The 13,784-nt window shown below is 66.1% G+C and carries 12 protein-coding genes and 1 tRNA gene; 6 read left to right on the forward strand and 7 right to left on the reverse strand.

Annotated elements, in window-relative coordinates:
• Positions 1 to 51 precede the first annotated feature (51 nt).
• The 4 genes from ABD481_RS13600 to ABD481_RS13615 all read right to left on the reverse strand — a co-directional run bounded on the left by ABD481_RS13600 (position 52) and on the right by ABD481_RS13615 (position 5,295).
• Positions 52 to 660, reverse strand: coding sequence for a hypothetical protein (locus ABD481_RS13600; RefSeq protein WP_344665982.1), 609 nt, complete (start codon positions 658 to 660; stop codon positions 52 to 54).
• Between the two features lie 4 nt (positions 661 to 664).
• On the reverse strand, positions 665 to 2,347 hold the full coding sequence (locus tag ABD481_RS13605) for a DEAD/DEAH box helicase family protein (RefSeq protein ID WP_344665983.1): 1,683 nt from the start codon (positions 2,345 to 2,347) through the stop codon (positions 665 to 667).
• Positions 2,344 to 4,650 carry an ATP-binding protein gene (locus ABD481_RS13610; protein ID WP_344665984.1) on the reverse strand — a complete coding sequence of 769 codons (2,307 nt, stop codon included), beginning with the start codon at positions 4,648 to 4,650 and terminating at the stop codon, positions 2,344 to 2,346. Before ABD481_RS13610 ends, ABD481_RS13605 begins: the two co-directional genes overlap by 4 nt.
• Before the next feature lie 156 nt (positions 4,651 to 4,806).
• Positions 4,807 to 5,295 carry a WhiB family transcriptional regulator gene (locus tag ABD481_RS13615; protein WP_344665985.1) on the reverse strand — a complete coding sequence of 163 codons (489 nt, stop codon included), beginning with the start codon at positions 5,293 to 5,295 and terminating at the stop codon, positions 4,807 to 4,809.
• A gap of 391 nt (positions 5,296 to 5,686) precedes the next feature.
• On the opposite strand from ABD481_RS13615, the gene ABD481_RS13620 reads away from it, so the two are divergent.
• From ABD481_RS13620 to ABD481_RS13635, 5 genes are all read left to right on the forward strand, one after another.
• On the forward strand, positions 5,687 to 7,780 hold the full coding sequence (locus ABD481_RS13620) for a hypothetical protein (RefSeq protein ID WP_344665986.1): 2,094 nt from the start codon (positions 5,687 to 5,689) through the stop codon (positions 7,778 to 7,780).
• Positions 7,781 to 8,341: 561 nt separating this feature from the next.
• Positions 8,342 to 8,422, forward strand: coding sequence for a hypothetical protein (locus ABD481_RS47355; RefSeq protein ID WP_425559172.1), 81 nt, complete (start codon positions 8,342 to 8,344; stop codon positions 8,420 to 8,422).
• A gap of 5 nt (positions 8,423 to 8,427) precedes the next feature.
• Positions 8,428 to 8,670: a hypothetical protein gene (locus ABD481_RS13625; protein ID WP_344665987.1), complete on the forward strand. Its 243-nt coding sequence runs from the start codon at positions 8,428 to 8,430 to the stop codon at positions 8,668 to 8,670.
• Positions 8,671 to 8,989: 319 nt separating this feature from the next.
• Positions 8,990 to 9,904 (forward strand): NAD-dependent epimerase/dehydratase family protein, encoded by a 915-nt coding sequence (locus ABD481_RS13630; RefSeq protein ID WP_344665988.1) that lies wholly within the window; start codon positions 8,990 to 8,992, stop codon positions 9,902 to 9,904.
• A complete protein-coding gene (locus tag ABD481_RS13635) occupies positions 9,901 to 10,851 on the forward strand; it encodes an RNA polymerase sigma-70 factor (RefSeq protein WP_344665989.1) in 951 nt (316 codons plus the stop codon). Before ABD481_RS13630 ends, ABD481_RS13635 begins: the two co-directional genes overlap by 4 nt.
• A 159-nt stretch (positions 10,852 to 11,010) precedes the next feature.
• On the opposite strand, the gene ABD481_RS13640 is transcribed toward ABD481_RS13635, so the two are convergent.
• Both ABD481_RS13640 and ABD481_RS13645 read right to left on the reverse strand, forming a co-directional pair.
• Complete coding sequence (locus ABD481_RS13640; RefSeq protein ID WP_344665990.1) at positions 11,011 to 11,496, reverse strand: carboxymuconolactone decarboxylase family protein; 486 nt, start codon at positions 11,494 to 11,496, stop codon at positions 11,011 to 11,013.
• Positions 11,497 to 11,506: 10 nt separating this feature from the next.
• Positions 11,507 to 12,001: a carboxymuconolactone decarboxylase family protein gene (locus ABD481_RS13645; RefSeq protein WP_344665991.1), complete on the reverse strand. Its 495-nt coding sequence runs from the start codon at positions 11,999 to 12,001 to the stop codon at positions 11,507 to 11,509.
• A 177-nt stretch (positions 12,002 to 12,178) separates the two neighbouring features.
• On the opposite strand from ABD481_RS13645, the gene ABD481_RS13650 reads away from it, so the two are divergent.
• Complete coding sequence (locus tag ABD481_RS13650) at positions 12,179 to 13,114, forward strand: RNA polymerase sigma-70 factor (RefSeq protein ID WP_344665992.1); 936 nt, start codon at positions 12,179 to 12,181, stop codon at positions 13,112 to 13,114.
• A gap of 103 nt (positions 13,115 to 13,217) precedes the next feature.
• On the opposite strand, the gene ABD481_RS13655 is transcribed toward ABD481_RS13650, so the two are convergent.
• Positions 13,218 to 13,291, reverse strand: a tRNA-Pro gene (locus ABD481_RS13655).
• Positions 13,292 to 13,784 lie beyond the last annotated feature (493 nt).

Genomic DNA, 13,784 nt, shown 5'->3' on the forward strand with positions numbered 1-13,784 from the left:
ATCTTGTTTCGTACCCGCGTCGTCTGGAATAACCGATGCGATCCTGACCGCTCAGACCTCCTTGACCTCACGACGGAGGTACCTGACCTCGATGCCACACCGGGTGCCGATCTTCTCGAAGTCCAACTGGTCGACGGAGGAGACCGTCTCGCTGTCGCGAGTCACCACGACGGTCAGCGGCTTGTTCCGCATAGCGATCGCGCGCTGCAGGGCCGCCCAGACAAGCGTGCTGAACGACTTCTGGTTGCCCCAGCACATGTAGCGGGTTGTATCCTCGGCCCCGGCCTCAGTGTCGATGACCAGACAATGTTGGGGCTTGATCCCCGCGGTTCCCGGAACCACGGTCCAGCTCTTACCAAGGGTCCGCTTGACGATCTCCTCGGCTCCATCGAACCGCTGAGTCACATAGCGCGCGTACGGGCCGACGCCTTCCTCCGCACGTGCGAACTCCTTCATCGGCACATCTTTTATCCAAACCCTGACTTTCGCCGGGTCAAGGAACTGCTTCAGACGACCACCGATCTCCGGGGCGTCCACCCACGTGGTGTACCACCTGGCCTTGTCTCCCTGGGACAGAAGATGCCAGTCGATATCCGCCGCTTGACGGTAGAGAGACGTGATGATCTCGTCTCGGACGTTGTCAGGAATCCGGGGTGCCACGTGTCTACTCCTGTGCGGCTAAGGCGGCGGGGAACTGGAGGCGGTGCTCGTCGTACGCCGTCTCCAGGCTCGCGGCGTCCTTGATCCACTCATCCATGAGGGCGCCGACACGCTGATCGCTGAAGTCGATCCGCGACTGCGCGACGCGATTGAGTGTCTCGATGTCTCCATCGGCCTCCAACGCTCGTTTGAGGTTGAGCGCCGCCGCCACTCGGCGCAGGTCGCTGACGAAATCGAGGACGATCACTCGGGCTTTGCCATCGCGAAGACGCAGTCCCCGTCCGAGCTGTTGTACGAAGATCCGCCGCGAATGAGTGACTCGAGCGAAACACAGAATGTTGACATCGGGGACGTCGACCCCTTCGTTGAGGATATCGACCGATGTCAAGATCGGAGTGGCGCCCGACCTGAACGCCAGCAGCCGATTCTGCCGATCTCGCTTCCCGAGTCCGGCGTGGATGGCTAGCGCGTCGGACCAGAGCGGGTTGCGGCGGAGAAGATCAGCGAGACGTTCGGCGTGCTCGATAGTGCGGCAGAAGACGATCGCACGAGGTCTGGAGGTCTGCGCCCAAGCCGCGGCGAGTTCGTCACGGATGGCCTCGTCACGCTGCGGCAGAAAGAGCTTCGCGTTGAGTTCGGCCAGCCCGTATTCGTTGCGGCTCACGGCCCTGACCGTGTCCCAATCGATGTTGTCGACGAAGAGTCGGTAGTCGACCTGCGCCAGGTAGCCCCGCCGCATACCCTCCTCGATTCCGAGTGAGTACGAGGGCTCGCCGAGACGACTCGTGATGTCGTATGAGTCTCCCCGCCATGGAGTGGCGGTGACGCCGAGGACACGAGAGTCGCGGAGCTCGGCCAAGAGCTCGTCGTATTGCCCGTCCTCGCCGAGATGGTGTGCCTCGTCGACCATGACCAGGTCTGGCCGATAGCCCGCCTTGACGGCGTTCAGCGCAGACCCCACCGTCGCGCATGTGACGCCGCTGAGATCATCGGGTCGCGTGTCGCCAGTGAGGAGCCGCGTCGTGACACTCTTCGACAGATGACGCCAAAGCGCTCGTTCAAGCTGCAGAACCAGATCCTTCGCGTGCGCCACGACCAAGATCTTGTCATTGGGCGACTGGCGCAGGTGTCGTGCGATGATCTCGCCGCCGGCGACGGTCTTCCCGAGACCAGTTGCCAGGACCAGAAGGGCCCGGCCCGTTTCGTCCAGGCTCTTGTTGACGGCGGCGATGGCCTCCGCCTGGTAGGAACGCGCGGTGATCGCGCCAAAACGGTCAGGTACGCGTTCGTGCGCGGCGACCAGATCCGATCCAGTCCATGTGAGGATCTTGGGTCCAAGGCGAGCGAGATCGTCGACGCGACGCGTCGCCTCCACGCTGAATCGGCCGTTGGTCACGACAACGGCATGGTGTGCACCATATGCGTCACGGGCGCGGTTCACTTCGTCCACCGCTTCGGCACCGACCGTGCCTCTCCGCTTCCACTTGCACTGCAGGACCCATTCCTCGCCCTTGAATCGGCCGACGAGATCACCCCCTTGATCACCGGGGCCGTCCACGACCGCCACGTCCGAGAACCCAAGGTGCAGGAGTAGACGCTCGATTCGCCGGGGGAATTGGAGTGGACCAGTGTCCCTGAGCGCTGCCGGCGCGAGGAAGCCTCCGCCCAAAGGGGCTGTTTCGGTCATTCTGAATCCGCGAGGTAACGAGCAACCAAGCGACAGCTGACTCGGAGCCTGGCGAGTTCGTCCAGTCCGAGCTTGGGACGATGGTGTTCCAACAGCGCGAGATCGCCGATCAGGCCGACAAGACGGTCGACCACGAGGTCGCGTGCACCCTGATCGGAAAGCGGCGAGTACGACTGCTTGAACACCCGGCCGTCGAGAAAGGTGCTGGGAGAACGTTCGATGATCCTGACGATGGACGATGCGGGAGCGAACAGGACGAATTCGCCGGACTCGATAGCATTTACCCATTTCCCAGTTCCAGACTCCACCGCGAACCTACGTTCGGCCGCGACGCGTTCTGAAGAGGTGACCGATTCCCAGTGGCTCGCCGGATCATCCGCGACCGGAGCGTGCATTGTCCCGCGCAGGAGTTCCAGAAGACGCTCCGCCTCGTCCGCGAGGTCCCTCGCGGTCAGCCGTGCCGCTCCTGTACGTGCCTTGAGATCGGCGACGATCTCGGTCAATGGCATGTCGGTTCGACCAGCGCGCACGCGCATGAACTCCGCGACCTCCACAACGGCGAGGTCCCGCATGTCGGCACCGAATTCGCGGAAGAGGGCGTGTCCGGTGTCGACGAAGACCTCGGCGCGCGGGGCCTTCACCATCTGAACGATGACTGGAGCCGGGCGCGACTTGCCGTCGACCAGGACCTGGTTCTTCACAGCCCAGGCTGTGAGGTCGAGCATTCCGAGATCCGGATGCTCATAGCGTCCGCCCAGCTCGGAGACCTTCTCCGCGTGATCGCGGTAACGCTGGAGTCGACGTTCGAGGGTCTCCTCGACCGGCGACGGCGGAACCGGGGCGGCCGTGGCCACTCCCGTGTCCGTCGGCACGGGGGCGTCGCTGAAGAGATCGACTCCGATGCCCGGCAGAATCTCGTCGGCGTCGGTGGACGGCGGCTCCCCCGGCGGGTTGTCGTACTGGTAAGCAGCCTGGTACCAGAGCTCGTCGGACTGGTACTCGGCCGCTCCCTCACGGAAGAGTTCAGCCCATTCACGAGCCTTCTCGTGCTGCGGATGAACCAGATAGCTCAAGCCGGGATCCTGTCGACGAAAGCCGGAGTACAGGCGGGCAAGATGGCTCCGGTTCTCGGCAAGGCCGAGGCGCTTGGCGATGAGGGGGCGCAGTGGGCTGTCGCCTCGCACGACACGAATGACCTGTTTCCACTCCGGAGTGTCGAACTCGAAGGCGGTCTTGGTGTAGTTCGGGGCGACGTGGTCACAATGGATCTCCCCGACGATCCTGCCCATCTCCGTCTTGGCGTCGATCGGGTACTCGCGTTCAGGTTCCGACATCTCGTCCTCGTCCTGCCAGAAGAAGACGCGCTTGTCCTTCACGAGGATCTTGCGTCCGTTTCGCAGGAAGTCGATGCCGTAGTCCGTCCGGTGCAGATAGCGTTGGATACCGAGCCACCCCCAGATCCAACGCTCGCGCGTTCGTAGACGGTCGTTATCCGCGCCGCACTCCACGCACGTCTCTGCTTCCAGGTGGTTCCAGAACCCGCAGTCCAGGCAAGCCTTCTTGTCCGTGAGCTTCTTCTTGATCTCGATGTAGGCGGAGATGTCGGCGCCCGATCTGGTCACCGTCCGGCTCTCGTTCCAAATGCACGGGATCCTGGGTTTGACCTTGACTCCATTGATCGAGAGCACGAATCTGCGTTCGCCCAGTAGGTGGCTATAGACCTCGCCGAGACGCTCGGCCACACGCCTCTGGGTTGCCGGCCGCCGGATCGCCTCGAATTGATCGGCCTTGAGGTTGCCGATCGTCACGATCGTGCCGTGCTCGCTCGGATCGTCCTTGGGAATGCGCTTATAGGGCGTCGCGTAGTCCGTGGACCGCGAGAGTTCCTGGAGATCGAGCGATGTCTCGATCCAGTCGGCGTCACCTGCCCGGGTGGTCCGGATCGTGGTACGCCGCCCCAAGCGGGCCGTGGCGATGTTGTAGCCCATACCGAACAGGCCGAGGCTGCCATGGCGGGTGTTTCCGGACCATCCCGCCTTGATGGCGCTCGTCATCATCTCCAAGTCCATGCCCCGGCCGTTGTCGGAGACAGTGACCTCCGCCGACTCGCGCGAGCTCCGAGCATCGGGCAGGGACACGGAGACCGTGGGCTTCGCGGCGGCGACGCCGGACGCCGTGGCCGCGATGAAGTCATCGAATGAGTTGTCGATGAGTTCGCCGAGGCACTGCCAGGGTGCGAACTCGATGTCTCCCAGGACCGCGAGGATCCGGGGGTGAGGCGTGATGTCGATCTTGTCGGTCACGAACGGCCTCCGATACGGCGAGTACGGGACGGATTGATCCAGTGGTCCACGGTGGCGGCCGGACATCGATGTCCGGCCGCCACCGTGGTGATGACCTGATCGTGCACGACGGTCATCAGGCTACCGAAGGTGCCGGGTACGAGCGCTTCTCGATCCTCAGGCGGCCGGGTCCTCGGCGACGCTCCCGGCCCGCATCATGCGCAGATCGCGCCGGATGAGGCTGACGTCACGCTCGAGCAACCACGCGATGGTGCTGGTGGTCGCCCCGCGCCGCGCGAGCTCGGAGACAAGGGTTCGCCGGGCAGTGATCTCCCAGCTCTTTCCCCAGGTCCCACGGCGCTGCGACGCGGTCATGCCGGCCAGGAAGGTCTGCCGGTCACCGCTCACCCGTGCGTACTGCTCGCACGCGGCCGAGGCCGGGCAACGCACACACACCCGGCGCGCGGCCAAGTAGTCGGCAGGGATCTCGGCCTCGCCGTCGAACGCCGCCTGTTGGCGTCGACGGCTGAGGAAAAGATCCGGCGCGAAGACCTCACAGGCGCGATCGCGCAGTGGCGGGGTCAGGGCGACGACGATCTCCGTGAGAACGCGCTGCCAATGCAGATCGTCCTCGGCGCTGGGATCGCCAGTGGTCTCGATGGGCAAGGGGAAGTCCTTTCGACTCGTCCACGGCGCACGTCGGACAACGTGCGTCATCGTGGACGAGGAGGCCACGTCCTCGCCGCGTAGGCCGCTGTCCCGCGGGTCTTCTCGGCACCATCCGGATCGGTCGACGCGGAACTCTGAGTTCCGCTGTCGCCGCGTGTCTCGCGCCCGATGGGACGCCCTTATCCGCGCTGGAGTGGCCCCCGCGAGGAAGCCTGTCACCACTCTGACACACTCCACCCACAGGGGCGGGACAAACGGCGAGCGAATTCGGAAGTCCGTTCTTCCCGACTCCGTGAGATCGCCGTGATCTACTTGGTGCGTACGCGCCTGGACGCGGACCGCGGGCAATACTAGATCAGCCTATTGATTCAGTCGCGAGGAGGCATCGATGGACGAGGCGCCGACGGCGGGCGCCAAGGGGCAGGCCGCGCTCTGGGACGACGACGACTCGCTGGTCGTCTGGTCGCGGTATGCCGGCGAGGAGCTGCCCCCGCTGCCGAAGATGGTCGCCGTCAACCGGGCGTACCGCGCCGCGCTCGACAGCGACCTGGACCTGCCAGAGGGATTCGCGTCCGCCCTCGCGTACGCCGCTGTCGAGCCCGAACGGTTGCGTGCGGCGTTGGCCACCCCGACGAGGATCAGCGTCGCCGGCGGCACCATCGAGGCCATCGACATCGACCTCTACGTTCCGGGGTTGGTTCCTCTTCCGACCAATACACGAACCATCCTGAACCGTGTCTACCCGTTCGGCGACCAGACTTCGGGGACTGGGCCTCTCCTCGGGCCGGTCTCCGCGGCCGGTACGGCGAACGGAATCAAGGTCCGCGCCAAAAGTGTCGAACACGCACTGGCACGGATAGACGACGCGCGGGACTACGTACTGAACGAGAACCCCATGAGGGACTCGGTCGCCGCGCGCGGTATCGCGATGCCGGTGACGGTCGTGTACCTGGAGTTGGATCACGCGGACGGCCAGCCAACCATGCCACTGCTCGCGACCGCCGACGGATCCAGCCGGATCACCGGCGCTCACGAGGCACTGCGCCTGACCGAGTCCAGAGTGGTCCACTACGACTTCCCCACGAACCGGGATTCGTACCGGCGATTCCTGGGCGGAATCGCCGGGGTGCGTACCGCTGGGCTGCCGAGCTCGGAAGTGCGGCGTCTAAGGGAGAAGAAGAACGCGCTGATCACCCCAGCGCGGGTCTTCCTGCGGTTTACGCCGTCGCAGGCGGCCGGCCCCCGCTACGACTTCGCCAGGGCCCTCAGTGCCTACGTGGGTATGCTCCATGTCGATCCACCGCGGCCTTGGCAGCCCACAGGCAAGCTGGAAGCGATGGCCGAAAGCGTTCTGTCAATCCTTCGGACCAACGAAGCATTGCCGATACACGTGATCGACTATCTCGGGGGAATGGTCACACCCGAGGTCGCGACCACGCATGGCCTCCCGGTGCGCAACGACGAGCAGGCCGCGTACGTTTTGGCGACCTTCTTGTCGCCATCATCGGAGATTCGAGAACTCGTCGACCAAGGCATCACGGATGTCACGACGGCGAAGAGCGTGACTCCTGGCAGGAGGAGTGATGTCGCCGGCGAGCTCGCGCTTCGCGCAACCCGCAGCACCGCTGTCGGCACCGGCGACGTCACAAGCCGCCAGCAGCTCACCGCCATGCGTGCACCCTATCTTCGGACCAGCCGCCTGCCCCACTACCACAAGCGTTCATGGACAGTGACGGGCCGCGGTCCCGACACACTCCTCGCCGCGGCGCTGGCGGAGATTGATCACGAGGCCGCGGGCGATACCGAGGAGGTGTTCGCCAGTCGACTCGAGTTGGCGGCATTGGCTCAGTACCACCTGACCCGATTCGGTGTTCTTCGGCGAGAGGCATACGGCGACGCCGAGGCGGATAAGCGCGGACCCCAGGATATCTTGGCTGCCATGCTGGCCGACCCTCAAGGCCTTCGACTGCTTCATCGCGCGATTGTCGATGGCCGAGCAGATGGAGGCGGCCGTCCCCCGATAATCGTCGACGAGAACGGCGTTGTCATGACCGCCTCCGACGATGGCCAACCAGGATCTCCACTTCGGCCGGTTCCCATCACGGATCATTGGCTTCGTTATACGGCATTCCCATCACGGCCTACCGGGGTACCCCGCGCGGCCTACGACAAGGAGCGCCCAGAGGTCCGAGTATCGATGTTGAAGAAGAGCGTCTCCGATGCCATCACATTCTTGTCAGGCGAGGTCAATAAGCTCAAATCCATCGAGAACGGACACGGCGGCCCGCTGATCGAACAGACCGGCTGGCCGGAGCAGGCCACCAGGGATATGAGATCAGTTCTCGAAGACCTCCGAGACGACTTCGTCGCCTGGGCGCGGATCGCGAAGAGGCGAACCGCACCCCTCACCTTCGCACTGGACGACGATAACGAGATGGGGGATACGTCGCCGGACGATGTTCCCGACGACGACTCGATTTGATGGACCCGAGGATCAACCAATGATCCATGAACAACCATCCCCAGGCGGGTTCGGCGCACTAAGTCCGATCCACACGTCGGATCGGGGAGACAGGCACCATGGGGTTTGCTAACAGCAAGACGTGGATCATGCGCCGGAATCTGATGTCTAAGGGCTACTCACGCGGCCCCGCCAATGAGAAGAGAGGCTCGCTTCCCTTTCGGGGAGCGAGCCTCTCGTTCGGCGTCGGGGTGACAGGATTTGAACCTGCGGCCGCTACGTCCCGAACACTTTCGTAGGGTCGTGTACATGGCTTGTCGGAGCCGGTTTCCCACTGCTGACGTGCAGGTCAGAGGCTTTTTGAGGCAACACCAGCCTCAGACTGTATCCAGTTGCCGCTCGGCCGGGACGTACCCGAGTGAGGCGAAGGCCGAGAAGACGTGGCTGAAGGCTGAGTCCGACATGGCCGCCAGCTGTCTCGGCGACCCCAAGCGCGGCCGGCAGAAGTTCAGTGCCTACGCGGCGGAGACGTGATTCCCGAACCACGAGATCAAGGCCTCGACCCGACAGAACTACTCCTACGTGCTGAACAAGCACGTCATGCCCGAGTTCGGCGGCATCCGCATGATCGACATACTGCCCGAGCACGTCCACGAAGGATGACCCGGATGGGTGACGCCGGGGTACCGGCCCAGACCCGCCGCCAGTCCAAGGTCGTACTGGACGCGATCCTCACCGCTGCCTTCAACGACCAGGTCACGCTGCTCCACACCGGCAAGAGCGTGAAGCGGCCTACTGTGGCGAAGAAGACCAAGCGGATCATCACCTCCGAGCAATACGACCCACTTCCACGCCGAGATCAGGAAGTACGACCACCATGGCGAGCACATGCAGTTGCTCGTGCAGACTGACATCGAAACGGGGATGCGCTGGGGTGAGCTCACCGAGCGACGCCTCAAGGACCTCGACTCCGACACCGCGATAGTCACGGTCGCGCGGGTGGTGGTGGTAGTGAACTTCAACCCCGGGCCAGCGGTTCCTAGTATCGCCACGGCACGATCTCGGCTCGACACAGCCAGGGACGCCACAAGGCCGACGCCCCCATCGTTGTCTGCTGGCGAGCTCCCATGTGACCCAGATCGCTCCATGTCCTCAGCCCCCAATGTCACTGGTGGCCCAGCTGTCTCGACTCCGGTGGTGAGAGAGGGTCCAGACCAGGAGGGTGACATCATGCGAGTGTTCGTGGCGGGCGGTACCGGGGTGCTGGGTCAGCGGCTGCTGCCGCTGTTGGTGGCCGGTGGCCATCAGGTGACGGCGACCACGACCAGTGCGGCGAAGCTGGAGTTGCTGACGCGGCTGGGCGTGGAAGGGGTCGTGATGGACGGGTTGGACGCGGCGTCCGTGGGCGAGGCGGTGGCCACGGCGCGGCCGGACGTGATTGTCAACCAGATGACCGGGTTGTCCCAGGCGCACGCTGGCAAGCTCAATCCGCGCAAGGCCGAGCGGTTCTTCGCGGCCACCAATCGGCTGCGGACCGAGGGGATGGATCATCTGCTGGCGGCGGCCGAGGCGGTGGGCGTGGGTCACGTGGTGGCGCAGAGCCACGGCAGCTTCAACGGTCTCCGGCAGGGTGGATGGGTCAAGACCGAGGAGGATCCGCTGGACGTCACCGAGGGCACGAAGGCGTTGGTCCACATGGAGGCAGTGGTCGTCGCGGCCGGCGGCGCCGTCCTGCGCTACGGCGGGTTCTACGGGCCGGGCGCCAACGACGAGCAGGTCGCGCTGGTCCGCAAGCGGCTGCTCCCGATCATCGGGGGCGGGACCGGCTACTCGTCATGGGTGCATCTGGACGACGCCGCCGCCGCGACCGTGCTGGCGGTGGAGCAGCACGCGACCGGCGTGTTCAACATCGTCGACGACGAGCCGGCCCCCGTGAGCGAATGGCTGCCGTACCTCGCGCAGTGCGCGGGGGCCAAGCCGCCGCGGCGGCTGCCGGCGTGGCTGGCCCGGCTGTTGGCCGGGGAGATGGCGGTGGGGATGATGGTCGAGGGCCGCGGATTCTCCAACGCGAAGGCGAAGCGGGAACTGGGCTGGCGGTTGCGGTATCCGTCGTGGCGGCAGGGATTCCAGGAGGAGCTGGCGTGAGCATCTCCACCTCGGCGCGGGCCGAGGAGTTCCAGGAGCTTCGACCGCTGCTGTTCTCCATCGCCTACCGGATCCTGGGCAGCGTGACCGAGGCCGAGGACACGGTCCAGGACACCTGGCTGCGCTATATGGCATCGGCAACGGTGCCCACCTCGACGAAGGCGTTCCTGTCCGCCCTGGTCACGCGGGCCTCGATCGACGTGCTGCGTTCGGCCCGGGTGCGGCGGGAGGAGTACATCGGGCCCTGGTTCCCCGAGCCGCTGCTGTCCGATCCGTATCAGGACCCAGAACGTTCGGCGGAGCTGGCCGACTCGGTGTCCATGGCGGCCCTGCTCCTCCTGGAGCGGCTGTCCCCGCTGGAGCGGGCTGTGTTCGTCCTGCGGGAGGTGTTCGGGTTCGGCTTCCCCGAGATCGCGAACTCCGTCGGACGCTCGGAGGCGGCCTGCCGCCAGCTCGCGGTGCGGGCCCGCCGGCACATGGACCTGGCCCGCCCCCGCTTCGAAGCAGACCAGAAGGAGCGCGAGGAACTGGCGGCGCGGTTCTTCGACGCCTTGCGCGACGGCGACGTCGAAAGCCTGCGGGAACTGCTGGCCGCGGACGTCCAGATGGTCGGCGACGCCGGCGGCAAGGCCCCCGCACTCGCCCGCAGCGTGATCGGCGCCGAGAACGTGGCCCGGCTGCTCGCCGCCGTCTTCCCCACGGTCACGCGCATTGCGCACATGGAGCCGCACCTTGTGAACGGCCAGCCCGGCGCGATCCTGCGCGACCGGGACGGCAACGTCGCCGGCACCATGGTCCTCGACGTGCTCGGCGGCCGGATCCAGATGATCCGTTCGGTGGTCAACCCCGACAAGCTCAGCCACCTGGGCCCCCTGGCGGACCCGTGGGCCCTGACACGCGAGATCAAGCAGGCTCGCCAGGAGGACAGCGGGAGCAAGGGCGAATAGCGGACAACGCGATCCAGCAGACAGCGGTCACCAAGACCATGACCATGACCAAGACCAAGACCAAGACCATGACCGGTCCGTTCGGCGCCCTCGTGGTGCTGACAGACCGGCCCGGTTAGGGGATCCCGGGCCGGCCCCGCCAATGGGCGGTCCGTGGCCTCAACCGGCCATGTCGGCGAACTGCCCGGGCTGGTAGGCCCCTCCGGGGTTGCGCACGATCACGTTGAGCCGGTTGTTGGCGTTGATCATGGCGATCAGCGACACCAGCGCGGCGATCTGGTCGTCGTCGTAGTGCTCGCGCACCGCGGCCCAGGTCGCGTCGGACACGCCCGGGCTGGCATCGGCGATGCGGGTGCCCTCTTCGGTGAGTGCCAGCGCCGCGCGCTCGGCATCCGTGAAGACCGTGGACTCGCGCCAGGCGGCGGTCAGGTTGAGGCGGACCGCGGTCTCGCCGGACGCCGTGGCGTCCTTGGTGTGGTAGTCGACGCAGAAGCCGCAGCCGTTGATCTGGCTGGCACGCAGCATCACCAAGTTCTGCGTGGACTCCGGCAACGACGAGTCCACGATCGCCAGGGCGACGTTGTAGATCCGCTTGGCGATCTTGGCGCCGAGCGCGTTGTCCAGCAGGTCGAAACGGGATTCCATGATCATGTCCTTACTTGTCGTTGGCGAGGTCGGGGGCCGGCACGTAGTCGCCGCCGGGCAGCCGGACGATGACGCTCATCCGGTTGGTCGCGTTGATCAGGGCCGTGAGCACCACCAGATCGGCCAGTTGGTCCTGGTCGTAGTGCCGAGCGGCCTCCGCCCAGGCCTCGTCGCCGACGCCGCCCGCGGCGTAGGCGATGTCGGTGCCCTGTTCGGCAAGGTCCAGGGCGGCGCGTTCGGCATCGGTGAAGACCGTGGACTCGCGCCAGGCGGAGACCAGGTTGATGCGGTCGGTCCGCTCCCCGGCGGCCGCGGCGTTCTTGGTCCACACATCGGTGGCGTAGGCGTCGCCGTTGATCTGGCTTGCCCGTAGCAGCACCAGCTTCTGCGTCGCGGCGGGCAGTCTCGACTCCTGAAGGATCGTCTTGCTCGCCGTGCCGAAGTGGCCGGCGGCCTTGGCCGCGGTGCCGTCCGGGTTGCCGAACAGGTTCAAACGAGCCGTCATCGGGTGTGCTCCTTGCGTGTTGTCGATGCTTTGTGGATCGACCAGGAGGTGCCGACCGACCGAGCAGCGTGACAGCCCCGCCGTGTGACCTATGCCACTGTCGTCGGCTGTCACGCAGCCTGCCCGGCCGGCACCTGATGTGCGGCAATAGGAAGATCCAGAAAGGACAGAGCCGGGATGAGCGAGCACAGCAGCCGAACCGCCGAGACCGAGCCGCCGGCTGAAGGTGGGCACACCGACCCGGGCACCGAGTCGTTCATCGCTCACCGGAACCTGTTGTTCACCGTCGCGTACGAGATGCTCGGCTCGGCCGCCGATGCCGAGGACGTGCTGCAGGAGACCTGGCTGCAGTGGGTGAAGGTCGACCACGACACCGTGCAGGACCGCCGCGCGTATCTGGTCCGGGTCACCACCCGCCAGGCGCTGATGCGGTTGCGCACCCTGCGCCGCCGCAAAGAGGCCTACGTCGGCCCCTGGCTGCCCGAACCGCTGCTGACGGCGCCGGACGTGGCCGAGGACATCGAGCTGGCCGAGGGCGTGTCGATGGCGATGCTCCTGGTGATGGAGACACTGACGCCGACCGAGCGCGCGGTCTTCGTACTGCGGGAGGTGTTCGGCCTGGACTACGAAGAGATCGCCGCAGCCGTCGACAAGAACACGGTGACAGTTCGGCAGATCGCGCACCGCGCCCGGAACCACGTCGCAGCCCGCCGGCCGCGCGAGACCGTGTCCCAGGCCCAGAACCGCGCGGCACTGCTGGCCTTCCAACGCGCGGTGGAAACAGGCGACCTGCAAAGTCTGCTCGACCAACTCGCCCCAGAGGTGGTGTTCCTGAGCGACGGCGGCGGAGTCGTCCAGGCCGCACTGGAACCGATCGTGGGCGCCAAGGCGGTCGCCGCCCTGCTGACGGCCGGGCTCGGCAGGCTCGCGGGCTCCGCCTCAGTCCGGGCGGCGCAGGTCAACGGCCACCCGGCACTGATCATGCGGATCCGCGAGCAGGTCGAGGGCGTCCTGGCGGTGCGCACCGAGGACGGCCTGATCACCGGCCTGTACTTCGTACGCAACCCCGAGAAGCTGTCGCGCCTGGACGAGCAGACCACCCTGCGCCGCTGAACCTGCACCTCAGACTGCCGACGGGCCGCTTACGCGGCCCCGGCAACGAGTCAGGGGCCCGACTCTCTCGCGAGAGCCGAGCCCCTGACCTGTACTTCCAGCGTCGGGGTGACAGGATTTGAACCTGCGGCCTCTACGTCCCGAACGTAGCGCGCTACCAAGCTGCGCCACACCCCGCTTGCTGCCCGCACAGTCTACCCAAATCCGACCCGGATACGAAAACGAGTTATCCGTGCAGGTCAGAGGGTCATGATCGGGGGGTGAGGGTCAGGAGGGAGGCCTCCGGGGGGCAGCAGAAGCGGACTTGGGCGAAGCGGCTGGTGCCGCAGCCGGCTGAGACGTGGAGGTGGGAGTCGCCGTAGGTGGACAGGCCGGAGGCGCGGCGGCGGTCGAGGTCGCAGTTGGTCACCAGGGCGCCGAAGAAGGGGAGGCGGAGCTGGCCGCCGTGGGTGTGGCCGGCGATGATCAGGGGGAGGCCGTCGGCGGACATGGCGTCCAGGACGCGGCGGTAGGGGGCGTGGACGATGCCGAGGGTGAGGTCGGTGTCCGGGAGGACGCGGGCCGCTGTGCGGTCCGGGGCGGGGCGGGTGGGGCCGGTGGTGGGGGCGCTGGGGGTGGCGGGTGCGGGGACCAGGGCGGCGGCAAGTCGGATCGTAGCCATGTCGTTCTG

The organism is Catenulispora yoronensis, assembly GCF_039531695.1.
Classification (GTDB): domain Bacteria; phylum Actinomycetota; class Actinomycetes; order Streptomycetales; family Catenulisporaceae; genus Catenulispora; species Catenulispora yoronensis.